19 protein-coding genes are annotated in these 16829 nt (G+C 74.4%); 14 read left to right on the plus strand and 5 right to left on the minus strand.

Going from position 1 to position 16829, the window contains the following annotated elements:
- Positions 1–22 precede the first annotated feature (22 nt).
- Complete coding sequence (locus AC230_RS09715; RefSeq protein ID WP_049715669.1) at positions 23–1387, minus strand: glycosyltransferase family 4 protein; 1365 nt, start codon at positions 1385–1387, stop codon at positions 23–25.
- Between the two features lie 290 nt (positions 1388–1677).
- On the opposite strand from AC230_RS09715, the gene hpnH reads away from it, so the two are divergent.
- The 7 genes from hpnH to AC230_RS09750 all read left to right on the plus strand — a co-directional run bounded on the left by hpnH (position 1678) and on the right by AC230_RS09750 (position 9414).
- Positions 1678–2682, plus strand: coding sequence for an adenosyl-hopene transferase HpnH (gene hpnH / locus AC230_RS09720; protein WP_049715670.1), 1005 nt, complete (start codon positions 1678–1680; stop codon positions 2680–2682).
- Positions 2683–2776: 94 nt separating this feature from the next.
- The gene (locus AC230_RS09725; protein WP_049715671.1) at positions 2777–3391 is read left to right on the plus strand and encodes a TetR family transcriptional regulator; all 615 of its coding nucleotides are present in this window, start codon (positions 2777–2779) and stop codon (positions 3389–3391) included.
- 465 nt (positions 3392–3856) lie between these two features.
- The gene (locus AC230_RS09730) at positions 3857–5155 is read left to right on the plus strand and encodes a prenyltransferase/squalene oxidase repeat-containing protein (protein WP_049715672.1); all 1299 of its coding nucleotides are present in this window, start codon (positions 3857–3859) and stop codon (positions 5153–5155) included.
- Positions 5152–5823: an SCO2322 family protein gene (locus tag AC230_RS09735; RefSeq protein ID WP_049715673.1), complete on the plus strand. Its 672-nt coding sequence runs from the start codon at positions 5152–5154 to the stop codon at positions 5821–5823. The genes AC230_RS09730 and AC230_RS09735 overlap by 4 nt, the downstream gene beginning before the upstream one ends.
- Positions 5820–6947 (plus strand): CbiQ family ECF transporter T component, encoded by a 1128-nt coding sequence (locus AC230_RS09740; RefSeq protein ID WP_241833156.1) that lies wholly within the window; start codon positions 5820–5822, stop codon positions 6945–6947. Before AC230_RS09735 ends, AC230_RS09740 begins: the two co-directional genes overlap by 4 nt.
- Positions 6944–8611 carry an ABC transporter ATP-binding protein gene (locus tag AC230_RS09745; RefSeq protein WP_049715675.1) on the plus strand — a complete coding sequence of 556 codons (1668 nt, stop codon included), beginning with the start codon at positions 6944–6946 and terminating at the stop codon, positions 8609–8611. The genes AC230_RS09740 and AC230_RS09745 overlap by 4 nt, the downstream gene beginning before the upstream one ends.
- Entirely contained in the window at positions 8608–9414 is an 807-nt protein-coding gene (locus AC230_RS09750) for an ECF transporter S component (RefSeq protein WP_078871093.1), read from the plus strand. Before AC230_RS09745 ends, AC230_RS09750 begins: the two co-directional genes overlap by 4 nt.
- On the opposite strand, the gene AC230_RS34655 is transcribed toward AC230_RS09750, so the two are convergent.
- Complete coding sequence (locus AC230_RS34655) at positions 9299–9631, minus strand: DUF6255 family natural product biosynthesis protein (protein WP_422125567.1); 333 nt, start codon at positions 9629–9631, stop codon at positions 9299–9301. The genes AC230_RS09750 and AC230_RS34655 overlap by 116 nt on opposite strands.
- A gap of 1 nt (position 9632) precedes the next feature.
- Positions 9633–9803, minus strand: coding sequence for a hypothetical protein (locus AC230_RS32490; protein WP_157868543.1), 171 nt, complete (start codon positions 9801–9803; stop codon positions 9633–9635).
- A 125-nt stretch (positions 9804–9928) separates the two neighbouring features.
- On the opposite strand from AC230_RS32490, the gene AC230_RS09755 reads away from it, so the two are divergent.
- From AC230_RS09755 to AC230_RS09765, 4 genes are all read left to right on the plus strand, one after another.
- Positions 9929–10747 (plus strand): helix-turn-helix domain-containing protein, encoded by an 819-nt coding sequence (locus AC230_RS09755; protein WP_049715676.1) that lies wholly within the window; start codon positions 9929–9931, stop codon positions 10745–10747.
- Positions 10744–11019, plus strand: a complete 276-nt coding sequence (locus tag AC230_RS34500; protein ID WP_078871094.1) for a DUF397 domain-containing protein — start codon at positions 10744–10746, stop codon at positions 11017–11019. The genes AC230_RS09755 and AC230_RS34500 overlap by 4 nt, the downstream gene beginning before the upstream one ends.
- A gap of 145 nt (positions 11020–11164) precedes the next feature.
- On the plus strand, positions 11165–11446 hold the full coding sequence (locus tag AC230_RS09760; protein WP_049715677.1) for a hypothetical protein: 282 nt from the start codon (positions 11165–11167) through the stop codon (positions 11444–11446).
- Positions 11443–13113: an RNA polymerase sigma factor gene (locus AC230_RS09765; RefSeq protein WP_049715678.1), complete on the plus strand. Its 1671-nt coding sequence runs from the start codon at positions 11443–11445 to the stop codon at positions 13111–13113. The genes AC230_RS09760 and AC230_RS09765 overlap by 4 nt, the downstream gene beginning before the upstream one ends.
- A gap of 61 nt (positions 13114–13174) precedes the next feature.
- Here AC230_RS09765 and AC230_RS09770 read toward each other — a convergent pair whose 3' ends face one another.
- Entirely contained in the window at positions 13175–13540 is a 366-nt protein-coding gene (locus tag AC230_RS09770) for a hypothetical protein (RefSeq protein WP_049715679.1), read from the minus strand.
- Between the two features lie 281 nt (positions 13541–13821).
- On the opposite strand from AC230_RS09770, the gene AC230_RS09775 reads away from it, so the two are divergent.
- The 3 genes from AC230_RS09775 to AC230_RS09785 are packed head-to-tail and all read left to right on the plus strand — an operon-like array spanning position 13822 to position 15601.
- Positions 13822–14457 (plus strand): DUF6230 family protein, encoded by a 636-nt coding sequence (locus AC230_RS09775; protein ID WP_049715680.1) that lies wholly within the window; start codon positions 13822–13824, stop codon positions 14455–14457.
- Entirely contained in the window at positions 14454–14909 is a 456-nt protein-coding gene (locus AC230_RS09780; RefSeq protein WP_241833157.1) for a DUF6114 domain-containing protein, read from the plus strand. The genes AC230_RS09775 and AC230_RS09780 overlap by 4 nt, the downstream gene beginning before the upstream one ends.
- Positions 14906–15601, plus strand: coding sequence for a hypothetical protein (locus tag AC230_RS09785; RefSeq protein ID WP_049715681.1), 696 nt, complete (start codon positions 14906–14908; stop codon positions 15599–15601). Before AC230_RS09780 ends, AC230_RS09785 begins: the two co-directional genes overlap by 4 nt.
- Before the next feature lie 19 nt (positions 15602–15620).
- On the opposite strand, the gene AC230_RS09790 is transcribed toward AC230_RS09785, so the two are convergent.
- Complete coding sequence (locus AC230_RS09790) at positions 15621–16811, minus strand: serine hydrolase domain-containing protein (protein WP_078871095.1); 1191 nt, start codon at positions 16809–16811, stop codon at positions 15621–15623.
- Positions 16812–16829: the final 18 nt, after the last annotated feature.

Genomic DNA, 16829 nt, shown 5'->3' on the forward strand with positions numbered 1-16829 from the left:
GGTGGGTGGGTGACGGGCGGTGCTAGGCGCGTACCGGCAGCGGGCCGGTGCCCGCCCGGGCCCGGGCCCTCGCCCGCGCGGCGCGCTCGATGGAGGCGCGGTAGCGCTCGGCGGTGCCGAGGGCGGCCTGCCGCCAGGTGAAGCGGGCGAGCACCCGCTCGCGGCCGGCGGCGGCGAGCCGGCGGCGCAGCTCGTCGTCGGCGAACAGCCGCTTGAGCGCGCCGGCGAGGGCGTCGGCGTCGCCGGGCGGCACGGCCAGGCAGGTCTCGCCGTCGGGTCCGGCGACCTCGGGGATGGCGCCGCCGGTGGTGGCGACCAGCGGGGTGCCGGTGGCCATGGCCTCGGCGGCGGGCAGCGAGAAGCCCTCGTACAGCGAGGGGACACAGGCGATCTGCGCGCCGCGGACGAGGCCGACCAGCTCGGCGTCGCTGATGCCCTTGACGAACTCGACGGCGCCGTCCAGCCCGTACTGCTCGATGGCGCGCGCGACCGGCCCGTCCTCGGCGCGCCTGCCGACGACGACGAGGTGCGCGCCGGGCACCTCGGTGCGGACCTTGGCGAGCGCCTCGACGAGGTGCACCAGTCCCTTGAGGGGGACGTCGGCGCTGGAGGTGGTGACGATGCGGCCGGGGACGACGGGGACGGACGGGTCGGGCGAGAAGAGGTCGGTGTCGGCGCCTATCGGCACGACGTGGACCCGCTCGGGGCGCACCTTGAGGTGGTCGACGATCTCCTGGCGGGAGGAGCCGGAGACGGTGAGGATCGAGGGCAGGCGGCGGGCCACCTTCTCCTGCATGCGCGTGAACGCGTACCAGCGCCGGACGGACATCCTCCGCTTGACGTCGTCCCCCGCGGCCTCCAGCTCCAGCCGCCGGTCCACGGTGACGGGGTGGTGCACGGTGGTGACCAGCGGTGCGCCGAGGTCGGCGAGGAGGCCGTAGCCCAGCGTCTGGTTGTCGTGGACGACGTCGAAGTCGCCGCGGCGGGCGGCGAGATGACGGCGGGCCCGCAGCGAGAAGGTCAGCGGCTCGGGGAAGCCGCCGGTCCACATCGTGGCGACCTCCAGCGCGTCGATCCAGTCGCGGTACTCGTCGCGCCTGGGCGTGCGGAACGGGTCGGGCTGCCGGTAGAGGTCCAGGCTGGGCAGTTCGGTGAGGGTGACGCCCTCCTCCTCGCCCAGGTCGAGGACGGGGTACGGCTGGGCGCCGATGACCTCGACGCGGTGGCCCAGCAGGGCGAGTTCGCGGGAGAGGTGGCGGACGTAGACGCCCTGGCCGCCGCAGAACGGGTTCCCCTTGTACGACAGCAGCGCGATGCGCAACGGACCGTCGGGGGCCGTCGCGGTGCGCGGACCCGGCCCGGCTGCCCGGTCGGTCTCAGCGGTCACTCGCGGCCCCCAATTCGTCCTGCTGGTTCGGCGGGAGCGTAACCGCTCCGGATTCTCTAGAACAAGTTCCACCCCTGGAAATCACGCGGAAATCACGGAAAGCCCGACAAGTCGTGAAGCGGGCGGAAGACGGAGGGGCAGAGGGACAGGAGAGGGGGGATACCGGGATCCGGCAGCGCCCGGGCGCGCGAAAGGGTAATGATGCTGTGATGCGCGCCGACGCGTCCGCCCCGCGCCGCGCGGGAAGGGATGCACGCCGACGAGAGGCCACGACCACTGGAGATACGGGCATGAGCCTGCCGCTTCATCTGTCAGTCAAGCTCGGCAAACACCTGCTCAAGCAGAAGCTGCGGCGCCGGGAGAAGTTCCCGCTGCTGGTCGAGGTGGAGACGCTCTTCGCCTGCAACCTCAAGTGCGCCGGCTGCGGCAAGATCCAGCACCCGGCGGCCACGCTCAAGCAGCGGATGCCCGTGCAGCAGGCGATCGGCGCGGTCGAGGAGTGCGGCGCGCCGATGGTCGCGCTGTCGGGCGGCGAGCCGCTGATGCACCCCCAGATGCACGTGATCGTACGGGAGTTGCTGGCGCGCAAGAAGTTCGTGCTGCTGTGCACCAACGCGGTGCTGCTGCCCAGGCACCTCCACAAGTTCCGTCCGCACAAGAACTTCGTGTGGATGGTGCACATCGACGGGCTCAAGGAGCGGCACGACGAGTCGGTGAGCAAGGAGGGCGTCTTCGACCAGGCCGTCGAGGCCATCCGGCTGGCCAAGTCCCGCGGCTTCCAGGTCTATACGAACAGCACCTTCTTCAACACGGACACCCCGCAGGACATCATCGACGTCCTCGACTTCCTCAACGACGAGCTCAAGGTCGACCGGATGCAGATCTCGCCCGGTTACGCCTACGAGAAGGCGCCCGACCAGGACCGCTTCCTGGGCGTCCAGCAGACCCGCGACACCTTCCGCAAGGCGTTCGCCGGCGGCAACCGGCAGAAGTGGCGCTTCAACCACTCCGCGCTCTTCCTCGACTTCCTGGAGGGCAAGCGGGACTTCGCCTGCACGCCGTGGGGCATCCCGCTCTACAACCTCAAGGGCTGGCAGCGCCCCTGCTACCTGATGGAGGACGGCTACGCGAGCACGTACCAGGAACTGCTGGACACCACCGACTGGGAGAAGTACGGCCGCGGCAAGGACCCCCGCTGCGACAACTGCATGGCGCACTGCGGGTACGAGCCGAGCGCCGTCCTCGCGACGGTGGGCTCCCTGCGGGAGAGCATCCGGGCGGCGACGTCCATGTGACCGCGGGGACGGCCGGCGGTGACTCGCGTCACGGCGCCGTGCCTGCCATGATGCCTGCCCATCGACTCGTGGGGAACGTAAGGAACGCACCGACGTGGGACAGAAGACCGCCGCCGCCTTCCCCGCCCCTCCCGTACGCCCCCACCTGACGGAGCGTCAGGAGGCGCGGCGGCGCGCCATCCTGTCGGCCACGACGCGGCTGGCGAGCCGGGGCGGGTTCGACGCGGTGCAGATGCGGGCGGTCGCGGAGTCGTCGAACGTCGCGCTCGGCACGCTCTACCGCTACTTCCCCTCCAAGATCCACCTGCTCGTCGCCACCATGCGCGACCAGCTCGAACAGCTCCACGACACGCTGCGCGAACGCCCGCCGACGGAGGCGGAGCCGGCGGCCCGCGTCGCCGGCACCCTGATGCGGGCGTTCCGCGCGATGCAGCGGGAACCGCACCTCGCCGACGCGATGGTCCGCGCCCTGACCTTCGCCGACCGCTCGGTCAGCGCCGAGGTCGACGCCGTCTCCCGCCTGACGACGACCATCATCCTCGACGCGATGGGCCTGCGCGGCGCGCCCTCCCCCCACCAGCTCTCCGCCATCCGCGTGATCGAGCACACCTGGCACTCCGCCCTGATCACCTGGCTGTCGGGCCGCGCCTCGATCGCGCAGGTACGCGTCGACATCGAAACGGTCTGCGGCCTGATCCGCCGCCCCTGACACGGCGCGTGCCTCCCCGCCCTGCCTCGCCCCGCCCTGCCGCACCGCGCCGTGCGGCTCGCCCGGCCCGGCCGCGCCGCGCCCTGCCCGCCCCGGGGCGGGGTGCGGCGGAGCCTCGCGCAGGGCGCGGGAGCGCACCCCCCACGGGATGCAGGGGCGCAGCCCCGCGCAGGGGTGCTGGGGGCAGCGCCCCCGCCCCCGCCCCGCACGCCAGTGCGCGCCGGGCCGAGGGGCGGAGCCCCGGGAGAGACGGTGAACGGGCGGGGCGGGGGCAAACCTTCCCCGGACACCAGGCGGGGCAGGGGCGGACCTCCCCCGGGGCACCGGGCAGGGCGGGGCGAACCCTCCACCGGGCACCGGGCACCGGCGGACCGGGCCTGGAGCCGCCCCACCCCGGCACCGACTAAAGTGGCAGACCCCCGCAAGAGCACCGACGCAAGAGCACCGAGAGGCACCCCCACCCCCATGGCCCCCTCCTTCGACGCCCGCCGCCGCGCCCGCACCGCCGCGGCCCTCGCCGGCGCCGCCGTCCTGAGCGCGGCCGTGATCCCCGCCGCGGCGGCCGACGGCGGGACGCCCGCCCCGGCCGCGGCCCAGGGCCTCTACGGTTCGGCCGACCCGAAGTTCGACGGCGTCTACCGCCAGTCCCTCGCCTTCCTCGCCCAGCACGCCACCGGCGTCACCCCGGCCCCCAAGGCCGTCGACTGGCTCGCGGGCCAGCAGTGCAAGGACGGCGGCTTCCCCGGCTTCCGGGCGGACACCGGCAAGCCGTGCGACCCGGCGAAGGAGGAGTTCCCCGACCAGACGGCGGCCGCCGTCCAGGCGCTCGCCGCCGTCGGCGGGCGCGGCGCCCAGGTCACCAAGGGCATCGACTGGCTCAAGTCGCACCAGAACGAGGACGGCGGCTGGGGCATGAACCCCGGCGCCGCCAGCGACGCCAACTCCACCGCCGCCGCGATCGGCGCGTTCGCCGCCGCCGGCCAGGACCCGGCGAAGGTCGAGTCGAAGGGCGGCAGGACGCCCTTCGACGCCCTGCTCACCTTCCAGCTCGGCTGCGACGCCCCCGAGGCCGACCGCGGCGCCTTCGCCTGGCAGCCCCGGGACGGCAAGCTGAACGCCGACAACTTCGCCTCCGCCGCCGCCACGACCGCCGCCCTCGGCAAGGGCTACCTGGTCGAGCCGGCCGACAAGGACAAGGGAGGCAGGGAGAGCAAGGAGAGCAAGGCCGCCCGCCCCCTCGAGTGCCCCGGCGGCAAGCCCAAGGACGCCCCCGCCGCCGCCTCGGCCTCCGCCGCCTACCTGGCGAAGAAGCTCGCCGGCTCCGGCGACCACCTGGAGGCGTCCATGCCCGGCGCCCCCAAGGGCCCGGACTACGGCGTGACGGCCGACGCCGTCACCGCCCTCGCCGCGGGCGGCCACCACGACGCCGCGAACAAGGCCCTGGACTGGCTGCGTTCCAAGGACAGCAAGACCCTCGCCTGGGCCAAGGGGGACAACGGCAAGGGCGACCCCGGCCGCCTGGCCAAGCTCGTCCTCGCGGCCCGCGCCGCCGGCGCGGACCCGCGCGACTTCGGCGGCACCGACCTCGTCGAGGCGCTGAACGCGACCGGCCCGAAGCCCGCGGCCGTGGAGAAGACCACGGACGAGGAGAAGAAGGACGGCGAGGGGTCGTCGTCCGGCACCTGGTGGTTCGCCGCCGTCTGCTTCGTCGCCGCCGTCGGCATCGGCTTCCTCCTCAGCAACCGCAGGAGGAAGCAGTCGTGACCCGGGCGCGGGCGACCGCCGTCCTCCTGCTCGCCGGCCTGCTGACGGCCCTGCTCGGCACCGCTCCGGCACAGGCCACCGGCTACCGCTACTGGTCGTTCTGGCAGACGGGCCGGGAAGGGACGGCCCAGCAAGGGTCGTGGACGTACGCCACGCAGGGCCCGTCCTCCGCCCGCCCCCGCGACGGCGAGACCGTCGGCTTCCGCTTCGCGGTCGGCAGGGACGCGGCCGACGCCGCGAAGCCGCGCACGGCCCCCGACTTCGCGGCCGTGTGCGACCGCACCCCCCACGAGGAGGGCCGCAAACGCGTGGCCGTCGTCCTCGACTTCGGGACGGACGCCGACGCCCCCGGCGGCGAGCGGCCGCCCGCCGCCCGCACGGCCTGCGCGCAACTGCCCGGCGACGCGAGCGCCGGCGACGCCCTCGCGGCCGTCGCCAAGCCGCTGCGCTACAACTCCGCCGCCCTGCTCTGCGCCATCGCGGGCTACCCCAGGACCGGCTGCGGCGAGCAGGCGGACCCCGCCGGCCCCGGCGCGAAGACGGAGAGCGGGAACGACGCGGGCGGGAACGGCGCAGGCCCCTCCGCCGGCCTCCTCGGCGGCATCGCCGCCGTGCTCGTCCTCGGCGCCGCCGCCGCGTGGCAGGCCCGCCGCCGGCGCGCCCGGTGACCGGGGCGCTGCACGCCGGCGCCTGGTGGGTATGGGCGCTCGGCCTGGCCACCGCCGCCTCGCGCACCACCAACCCGCTGCTGCTCGCCCTGATCGTCGCCGTCGCCGGCTACGTCGTCGCGGTCCGGCACACGGCCGGCGCCGGGGCCCGCCCGTACGCCGCGTTCCTCAAGCTCGGCCTGGCCGTCCTCGCGATACGCCTGGTCTTCGCCGTCCTCCTCGGCTCCCCCGTCCCCGGCACGCACACCCTCCTCACCCTCCCCGAAGTGCCGCTGCCGCACTGGGCGCAGGGCGTGCGGATCGGCGGCCGCGTCACCGCCGAGGGCGTGGTGTTCGCCCTCTACGACGCGCTCAGACTGGCCGCCCTCCTCGCCTGCGTCGGCGCCGCGAACGCCCTCGCCGCCCCGGCCCGGCTGCTCAAGTCCCTGCCCGGCGCGCTCTACGAGGCGGGCGTCGCCGTCGTCGTCGCCCTGACCTTCGCCCCCAACCTCGTCGCGGACGTCCGGCGGGTGCGCGCCGCGCGCCGGCTGCGCGGCCGCCCCGGCCGCGGCTTCCGCGGCCTGCTCCAGGTCGGACTGCCGGTGCTGGAAGGCGCGCTGGAACGTTCCGTGGCGCTCGCCGCCGCGATGGACGCCCGCGGCTACGGCCGGACGGCCGAGGTCCCGCCCGCCGTGCGCCGCACCACCTCCGCGCTCACCCTCGGCGGCCTGCTCGGCGTCTGCGCCGGTACGTACGGACTGCTCGCCGGCCAGGGCGCGGGCTACGGCGCGCCGCTGCTGGCCGCCGGCCTGCTCGCCGCGCTGGGCGGACTGCGCCTGGGCGGACGCCGTTCGGTCCGCACCCGCTACCGCCCCGACCGGTGGGACGCGCGCGCCTGGCTGGTCTCCGGCTCGGGCGCGGCGGCCGCGGCGCTGACCGTCTGGGCCGGAGCGTACGCGCCCGGCGCGCTGCACCCCCCGGCCGTCCCACTGACCGCGCCGGAACTGCCGCTGTGGCCCGCCGCGTCGGTGCTGCTCGGCCTGGCCCCGGCGCTGCCGTGGACGGCCGGGCGCGCCCCGGCGCCCGCCGTCCCGGGACAGCGCAACGCCCCGTTGTCGTCCTCGCGAAGGAGCCGCACCCCGTGATCCGCTTCGAGCAGGTGTCGGTGACGTACGAGGGCGCCGCCGCCCCGGCCCTGCGGGACGTCGACCTCACCGTCCCCGAGGGGGAGTTGTGCCTCCTCGTCGGCCCGTCCGGCGTCGGCAAGTCCACGCTCCTGGGCGCGGTGAGCGGCCTCGTCCCGCACTTCACCGGCGGCACGCTGCGCGGCCGGGTCACGGTCGCGGGCCGCGACACCCGCACGCACCGCCCGCGCGAACTCGCCGACGTCGTCGGCACGGTGGGGCAGGACCCGCTCGCGCACTTCGTCACCGACACCGTCGAGGACGAACTGGCCTACGGCATGGAGTCGTTGGGTCTGCCCGCCGACACGATGCGCCGCCGCGTCGAGGAGACCCTCGACCTGCTGGGCCTCGCCGAGCTGCGCGACCGCCCGATCGCGACCCTCTCCGGCGGGCAGCAGCAGCGCGTCGCGATCGGCTCCGTCCTCACGGCGCACCCCCGCGTCCTCGTCCTCGACGAGCCGACGTCCGCGCTGGACCCGGCCGCGGCCGAGGAGGTGCTGGCGGTGCTCCAGCGCCTCGTCCACGACCTCGGGACGACGGTGCTGCTCGCCGAGCACCGCCTGGAGCGGGTCGTCCAGTACGCCGACCAGGTCGTGCTGCTGCCCGGCCGCGGCGAGGCGCCCGTCGTCGGCGCCCCGGCCGCCGTCATGGCGCACTCGCCCGTGCACCCGCCCGTCGTCGCCCTCGGCCGGCTCGCCGGCTGGTCGCCGCTGCCGCTGTCGGTGCGCGACGCCCGGCGGGCGGCGGCCCCGCTGCGGGAACGGCTGGCGGACGTGCGGCCGCCCGCGGTCGCGGCCCCCGTGGAGACCGCCGCACCGGTCCGCCCGCCCCGCGGCCTCCTCCGCCGCGCCCGCCGCGCCCCCGAAGGCCCGGCGCCCGCCGCCGCGTTGACGGACGTGTCCGTCCGGCACGGCCACGTCGACGCCCTGCGCGAGGTGTCCCTGACCGTCCGCCCCGGCGAGACCGTCGCCCTGATGGGCCGCAACGGCGCGGGCAAGTCCACGCTCCTGCGCACCCTCGTCGGCCTGCACGAGCCGGCGCGCGGCACCGTACGCACCGGCGGCGCTGCCCCGCACCGCACCGGCCCGCGCGAACTCCTGCGCCACGTCGGCCTCGTGCCGCAGGACCCCCGCGACCTCCTCTACGCGGACACCGTCGCCGCCGAGTGCGCCGCCGCCGACACCGACGCCTCGGCGTCTCCGGGGACCTGCCGCGCCCTCGTCTCCTCCCTCCTCCCGGACGTCCCGGACACGGCCCACCCGCGCGACCTCTCCGAGGGCCAGCGCCTGGCCCTCGCCCTCGCCGTCGTCCTCACCGCCCGCCCGCCGCTGCTCCTCCTCGACGAGCCGACGCGCGGCCTCGACTACGCGGCCAAGGCCCGCCTGGTCGAGGTCCTGCGCGGGCTGGCCGCCGAGGGCCACGCGATCGTCCTCGCGACGCACGACGTGGAGCTCGCGGCCGAACTCGCGCACCGCGTCGTCGTCCTGGCCGAGGGCGAGGTGGTCGCGGACGGCCCGACGCCGGACGTCGTCGTCTCCTCCCCCGCCTTCGCCCCCCAGGTCGCGAAGATCCTCTCCCCCCTCCCCTGGCTCACCGTCCCCCAGGTCCGCGAGGCCCTGTCATGACCGCCCGCGCCATCCGCCTGGGCCCCCGCTCGGTGGCGGCCCTCGCCCTCGTCACCCTCATCGGCGTCGCCGCCTTCGGCTGGCCCCTCCTCGCCGGCCCGTCCTCCGGCCTCGCCCACTCCCAGGACGCCCCCTGGCTCTTCGCCGCCCTGCTCCCCCTGCTCCTCGCCGTCGTCGTCGCCACCATCGCCGACACCGGCCTGGGCGCCAAGGCCGTCGCCATGCTCGGCGTCCTCGCGGCGGCCGGCGCCGCCCTGCGCCCGCTCGGCGCGGGCACGGCCGGCATCGAGCCCATGTTCTTCCTCATGATCCTCGCGGGCCGCGTCCTGGGCCCCGGCTTCGGCTTCGTCCTCGGCTCGCTGTCGATGTTCGCCTCGGCCCTGCTGACGGGCGGGGTCGGCCCCTGGATGCCCTTCCAGATGCTGGCGATGGGCTGGGCCTCCATGGGCGCGGGCCTGCTCCCCCGACGCGCCCGGGGCCGCGCCGAGCCGGCCCTCCTCGCCGCCTACGGCGCCCTGGCCTCCCTCTGCTACGGCACCGTCATGAACCTCCAGGGCTGGCCCTACATCGGCTCCCTGGCCTCCTCCATCTCCTTCGTCCCCGGCGACCCGCTGACGGACAACCTGACCCGCTTCGCCGCCTACTGCCTGGCCACGTCCCTCGGCTGGGACATCCCCCGCGCCCTCGTCACCTCCGTGGCGACGCTGCTCCTGGGCCCGGCGGTCCTGAAGGCCCTGCGCCGGGCGACGCGGCGGGCGGCGTTCGAGGCCCCGGCGCGCTTCGAGGACGCGGACGCGGCATAGCCGCGGACCCCGCCGCGGACACCGCCCCCCGCTCCGTCGCGACGCCGCGCCCCCGGAGCCGCCCCGTTCCCGTCCCGGCGGACGTCGGCCCGCTCTCCGTCCGCCCCGGAACCTCCCGCCACAGCGCCGCGTACGCGGTGAACCGCCGCACGCCGCAATGCCGGCAGGCGGCGGAACCGGCCGCCACCGTCCACGCGCCGTGCACGCACGTCTCCACGTCAGTGCATCCAGCGCTGGTGACGCCCCATGGCCACGATCCAGCCCTGCGCGGCGGTGCGGTCGCCCTCGCGGGTGGCGGCGTGGAAGGCGTCCTTGATGCGGCGGCACTCCGCGCACGGGAGGGGAACGGGCGGCGGGAGCTGCGGCGGTGGCGGTGCGGAGGCAGGCAAAGGGCACCCCTTCAGGTGGGCAATCACTGGATGTATCAACAGCGTTGCGGACCGCGAGTACGCTCCGGAAGAGGCGAACCCATAACTTCGCGCGAGTTATCAACCCGGAAGGTGCGCTGCTGCTCATGGCCGCCGAGACCGACACCCCGGACCCGACCTCGTCCCTCCTCGCCTTCTTCGGCTCCGAGCTGCGCCGGGTGCGCCTGGCGGAGGGCAAGTCGCAGAGCGAGACGGCGAAGCTCGCCCATACGACGCAGGCGATGATCTCCTACGTGGAGTCGGCGAAACGGGTGCCCTCGGAGGAGCTGGCGAGGGATCTCGACCTCGCGTTCGGGACGGGTGGGCACTTCGGGCGGCTGTACCCGCTGGTGATCAAGTTCGCCTACCCGAGCTGGTTCCTCCCGTTCGTCCAGTTCGAACGGGACGCGTCGTCCATCCGGTCGTTCCAACCTCAGGTGATTCCAGGTCTGTTGCAGACGGAGGAGTACGCCCGGGAAGTGCTCGCGAGCGGACGACCCGACAGTCTGGACGACCTGCTCGCCGCCCGGATGACGCGCCAGGACCTCTTCGAGCGCGACACACCGCCACGCACATGGTTCGTCATGGACGACTACGCCCTCACCCGCGCCTTCATGCCACCAAAGATCATGAAGGGCCAGTTCCAGCACCTGCTGCAAGCGGCCGACCGCCCCCGGACGGTCATCCAAGTGGTACCGCGCGACGCTCCGCCGCACCCCGGCCTGGCCGGTCCCTTCACCCTCCTGAGCTTCGACGAAGGCTCGGACGTGCTTCACGTGGACGGCTACTCCCAAGGCTGGACGGTGCTCGACGCCGGGCGCATCTCCGAGGCAGCCCACGCCTACGATCTGATCCGGGCCACGGCCCTGTCCCCCCGGGCGTCCGCTGACCTGATCAACACGTACTTGAAGGAGCTGGCCACATGACCACGGCGAACGAGCCGCCTGTCGCACGGCGGCGGAACCGCCACAGTACGGACGGCAGCCGCCCTTCGCGCACCGAAGCCCCCGGGCACGTCCGATGGATCAAGTCCAGCCACAGCAGTAACAACGGCGGCGACTGCCTCGAATGGTCCCCGCCCCGAGCCTGCTCCGGCACCGTCCCCATACGCGACAGCAAGGCCCCGGCCGGCCCCGCCCTCCGCTTCCCAACTCCCGCCTGGCGCACCTTCCTTCACTCCCTGACGGCGTCCGGGTAACCCTGTCGGCGGCCACCGCCCGCGCCGTCCGCGCCGTCCGGAAAGAACGTCCAGGATTCTTCCGGGGAAGCGGGGGGATCCAGCCCCCGCAAACCCCCTTCTCCTTCGAACATGTTCCCCCCGTTCGAAGGAGAAGGAGAAGGACATGCCCCGGGAAGTCATCCCCCGCCCGGCCCGCCGGATCCTGCAGGCGGCGCTCGTCGTCGGCGCGGAGGCCGCCCTGCCGCCGGGCCCGCTCCGGGATCTGACCGTCCTCTGCGCGGGAGCGCTGCTGGAACTCCTCCCGCTCCCCGCGCTCCGCGCGTGCTTCCGTGCGCTTCGCGCAACCGTCCGCGCGCGGCTCGTGCGCTCGTCCAACGCACCGGCGTGCCTGGCACGTTCGGCAGGAGGACGGGCACGACGGGGGAGCGAGGTGGACGAGCGGTGACGGCGTGGGAGATCACCGAGCTGGACGATGCAGGCCTGGCGCGCGTGCTGGCCGGGGCCGAGGACCGGGCGCGCCGCGCCGCCGTCGTCACGGAAATCGTGCGGCGCTACGACGCGCGCGTCTGCCGCCACTGCCGCAAGCGGCTCGGTCCGGACGACGCCGAGCTGGCCGCCGCCGACACCTTCGCGGCGGTGTGGAAGGAGGTGGAGAAGGGCACGGTGCCGGACAACGTCGAGGCGTTCGTCATCGGGATCGCCAACAACCGCGTCAAGGAGCAGGAGGGCAAGCGCGCCGAACGCGCCCGCAGGGAGGCCGGGCTCGGCGAGCAGTGGGAGCTGTGGCGCCGGCAGGAAGAGGAGCGGAAGCGGGCGGAGGACGACCGGGAGTTCGGCCTCCGGCACCGGCTGGTGCGGGAGCTGGTCGACAACATCGTCGGGACGCAGCCGCCCGCCCGCCGGCGCCTGCACGAGCTGCACTTCCGCAAGGGGCTCACCGGCGCTGCCCTGGCCGAGGAGCTGGGCTGCTCGACGCGGCGGGCCAACAAGGCGGTGGAGGGGCACCAGGAGTGGGTGACGCGGGCCTTCCGCAGCAACGCGCTGGCCCGGGATCCGCACCGCCGCGACGCCTGCGGCAGGCTGGCCCGTATCCTCGCGGAGGCCGCCCGGAAGGACGAGGACCTGCGGACGATCCTCAAGGACGGCCGGAGCACCCTCGCCCTAACGGCGGCACTCTGCGAGACGGTCACCCGCCACGCCGCGCACTGCGGAACGTGCGGCGCCAACGGCCAGCGGGCCGTGGCCCGTTGGACCCGCGCCCTCGTTCCGCTGCTCTTCCTCCCGGCCGCGGTCGAGGAGGGCACCCGTACGGACGTGGAGCCGGTCTCCTGCTCCTCCCGCCCGGACGGCTCCGACACCGGCCCGGCGGGGCGGCCGGGCGGCCCCCGGGCCGCCCGCCGTCCGCCTTGGCGCAGGACGCTGCTCCGCAACGCCACGGCGCTGGCCGCGGGGGCGGCGCTGCTGTGGGGAGCGCTGACCCTGGACGACGCGGGCGGCACCGGCGACGCCCCGCCCGCGCCGCTGGGCCCGGCCGTCGTCACCCCGCCCTCTCCGACGCCGAGCGCACCGCCGACGGTGGGGAGCCCGGACGGGATGCCGCCCCAGCCCGTACCGCCGAAGCCGAAGCCGAAGCCCTCCGGCTCCACGGCCCCACCCGTGACTCCCCCGATGAACCGGCCCTCGCCGGACGCGGCGCGGGACGCCGCTCCGGCTCCGCCAACGCCCGTACGGCCGCGCCCGGTTGAGCCGAGCCGCCCGGCCACCCCACCCGCCTCCCCGGAGGCCGCAGCGGGCCCGGTCCCCAAGCCCACCCCCACCCCGAAGCCCTCCCCCGAACCCTCGAAGCCGACGCCGAAGCCGAAGCCCCCGCCCGAGCCGGCCCCGCACGACGGCGAAGAGATCGTCCCCAAGCCGCCGCCCAACCCCGGCCCCGGCAAGGACGATTCCGGGAAGAGCAAGCCGAAGCCCAAGCCCGTCCCCCACCAGGACGCGGCCCCGAAGCCCCCGCCCAAGCCCCCGCAGAAGCCCGCCGAACCGAACAAGCCCGCCCCCGAAAAGGTCGCCCCCCAACCCCAGAAGCCCGTGCAGCCCCAGAAGCCGAAACTGTCGTAGGGCCGCAGGGACAGCACCCCGGCGTGCGCGCCGATCACCCGACCGGTGCGCACGCCCACCGCTACCCGCCCCCCGTCCGACGCGCCATGTCCCGTAGCGACACGGCCAGTTCGCGTGCACGTCCCGGCGTGACGGGCATGGCGTCCAAGGCCCGGCCCAGCAGCCCGGCCGTGTGCGACAGCGCACTCGGCCGGGGTGAGAGGCCCGCCTTCTCCAGCAGGACGGCGGTCAGGTGGGGGTCGTGGGCGTACGGCCACTGCGGGGACGACACCGCGATCTCCCGCCACCGTTCGCGGGGCAGATCGCCGACGCCCTCCAGCAGTCGCGCGGCGGCGAACCGCCCGGCGAGCGCGAGCCGGCGGCCGATGCCGCGCGCGTGGCCCTCCAGGTCCAGCAGGCCCGGCCTGCCGTCAGCGGCGTCGCTCATGGGATCCCTTCGGCTCGTCCGGCCCCGCGCACCCACGATCCCCGTCCCCGAGGAGCAGCGTCAACGCGCTTTGTCCAACCCCCCAACCAGGAAAGGCAATCACTGTCCGCACGAACCCTTGTCTCTGGTCCGGACCGGACTTACTCTCGGGTACACCTTTCTGGGACGGCTTGCACACACGCGGCGCGTTCGGCGCGTTGATCCCTTGATGCGGCGAACGCCCCGGCACGTCCCCCTGCACCGGCAACGTTGTCAGACCGCTCACCGAGGGGAACGGCACCATGAAGGACGCTCAGGGCAGACAGGTGACGGGACGGGTCAGGTGGCGGAAGTTCGCCGTGCTGGCCGTCCCGGGGTTCGCGGTGACCGCCGCGCTGGCGGTGGCGCTGGCGCAGGGCGCGCTGGCGGCGTCGTTCGCCGTGTCGGGGCAGCAGTTCAAGGTCAGGGCGGGGAGCATGCACGGCGAGGGCTTCGCCCAGTACGGCACCCTCGACTACAACGTGCGGGACGGCAAGGACCACCCCTTCCCGGCCGTTGCGACCGCCATCCACAAGGCCACGATCCACGAGCTCTGCCAGTCGGTGGTGACGGACTTCCCCGGGCTCGGTACGTTCTCGCTGAACGTGTCGGCGGGCAAGGACCCGCAGCACCCGGTGGAGGCCACGGACCTCGTCCTGGACCTCACCCAGCTGGAGGGCAACGCCGACTTCACCAACATCGAGATCGGACGGGACGCCTCCACGCTGGACAAGGGGCCCAAGAAGGCCAAGGGAATGCAGGACCTCTTCGGCCAGCAGGCGGACAGCCTCGACATCAACGACGCCAAGCAGGTCGCCTGGTCCGTCAACGCCGCCAAGTTCAAGCTCTCCGGCCTGAGTCTGAGTCTCCACAAGGGCAAGCAGGAGTGCTTTAGGTGACGAGCGGCGCCGGCACACGCCGCCGTCACCCCTGGCTCGCATGGCGGATGTGGCGCAAGGGCCGCCCGTTCTGGGGCGGCCTGTTCACCACCCTCGCCGGAGTCGAGATAGCCCTCATTCCGCTGGGGCCGCTCAAGGTGATGCTCGTCCAGGGGATCACGGGGTTCCTGTCGGTCCTCATGGGACTGGTCCTGATCCTGATGGGCCTCAGCGCGTGGTTCGCCCCCAACTACCGGGGATTCGCGGGGATCGTGGCGGTGATGTGCGCGGCGGCCGCGCTGGTGCTGTCCAACCTCGGCGGGTTCCTGCTGGGCACGGTCCTGGGCGTGATCGGCGGCAGCATGGTCTTCGCCTGGCAACCGCACACCCTCCCCACGGACGAGTCCCCTCCGCGCGTCTCGCTGCTCAAGGTCCGGCGCACCCCACCCCTCCCACCCAAGGAGCCGCAATGACCGCAGCGCACAGATTCCGCTCCCGGACCCTGCTCGCGTCCGGTTCCGTCCTGGCCGTCGCCCTCGGGCTGGCGGGCACCGGGACGGCCACGGCCCGTACGGCGGACGCCGCGTCCACCACCGTCTCCCCGGCGGGGCACTTCTTCGCGGCCACGCTCAACGGCACGGCGACCTTCACGGCCGGTTCCCTCGTCGTGACGTGCTCGACCTCGAGTTCCACGCCGGACGCGGGCAGCAGCCACAACCAGGTGCCCGCCGCCCCGGGCAACGCCAACCCCTCCGGACCGGTCGTCAGCGACATCAACGCCCCGACGTACTCGGACTGCGACGTCAACCTGCCCGGTATCAAGGTGGCCATCCAGACCTCGGGCACGTGGAACGTCTCCATGCAGAACGGCAGCCCGATCACCGCCGGTCTGACCATCCCCAAGGGCGGTTTCGTGCTCAAGAGCACGGGCCTGGCCACCTGTACGGTGACCGCGGCGCCGACCGCTCCGGCGAGCTTCGGCACGGTGTTCACCAACAGCGACGGCAGCGGTCCTTCGAAGCTCACCGTCACGGACGCCGAGGTGGCCGTGAAGGTGGAGGGCGGGGTCGGCTGCCCGACGGCCGCCAAGACGTCCACCTTCAACACGGTCTACGACATCACCGACGTCACCGACCCGTCGTCCCAGATCACCGTCGGAAGCTGACGGACGGCGCGCGCACCCCTCAGGAACGGGTACCCCGGGCCCCGCAGAACGCCGGCTCTAGCGTGCTCAACAACCCTTTCAGCACGGCGTTGTTGTTGGACGCGTTGGCGAACGCGACGACCGTGCGCCTGCCGTCGCGCGTCGCGAAGACCTCGCTCTGGTAGCCCTGGACGACGCCGCTGTGGCCGTAGACCTTGCGGCAGGAGAGGGTGATCTCGCGGAGGCCGAGGCCGTAGGCGACGTGCGGGGTCGGGGTGGGGAGCGCGGCCGTCATCTGGCGGAGGGAGGCGGCGGAGAGGAGGCGGCCGCCGAGGAGGCCGGAGAGGAAGCGGTCCATGTCGGCGGCGGAGGAGATGACGGCGCCCGCGGTCCAGATCCAGGAGGCGGTCTGCTCGGTGGAGTCCAGGGGCGGCCGGGAGCGGTCGTCGTTCGTCAGGTAGCCGGTGATGTGGCGGCCGGAGATGGTGCGGGCCGGGACGACGAAGGACGTGGCGGTCAGGTGCAGCGGCCGGACGATCTGGTCGCGCAGGACGTCCGCGTACGGGCGGCGGGTGACGTGCTCGACCGCCATGCCGAGGAGGACGTAGTCGGTGTTGGAGTAGGCGTAGCGGGTGCCCGGGGTGTACTGGACGCCGTGCTTGACCGAGAGGGCGGCCAGGGCCGCCGGGCGGTAGACCGCCGTGCGGATGCGCTTCTCGAACGCGGCCGTCGTCTCCTCCCCCGGCCCGCCGAGCAGGTCGTAGGTGTGGTCGTAGATGCCGGCGCGGTGCTGCATGACCTGCCGGACGGTCATCGTCCAGCCCCTGGGGAGGGTGCCGGGCGGGAGGTAGTCGCGCATCGGGCGGTCGAGGGCGATGCGGCCCTGTTCGGCCAGGCGCAGGACGAGGGCGGCGGTGAAGGTCTTGGTGTTGCTGCCCGCGCGGAAGCGCCAGGAGGCGTTCATGGGCGTGCCGTCGAGGTCGGCCCGCCCGACGGTCGCGGTGCGGGCGGGGGTGGTGGCCCCGCCGTCCCGGACGACGGCGAACGCACCGGGCGCGCCCGCGCCGACGGTGCGTCCGAGCGCCGCGCGGACGGCCGCCATGTCGGGCGCGGAGGCCCGTGCCCCGGGCGGCGCGGACGCCCCGGCCGCCGTCGCGTCGACCGCCCCGGCGGTCGCCAGCACCACACTGCTCAGAGCCGCCGCGGCGGCCCGCACAACCCCGGTTCTCATGGGCCGGATCGTAGCGGC

It is taken from the genome of Streptomyces caatingaensis (assembly GCF_001187435.1).
In the GTDB taxonomy this organism is placed as follows: Bacteria; Actinomycetota; Actinomycetes; order Streptomycetales; family Streptomycetaceae; genus Streptomyces; species Streptomyces caatingaensis.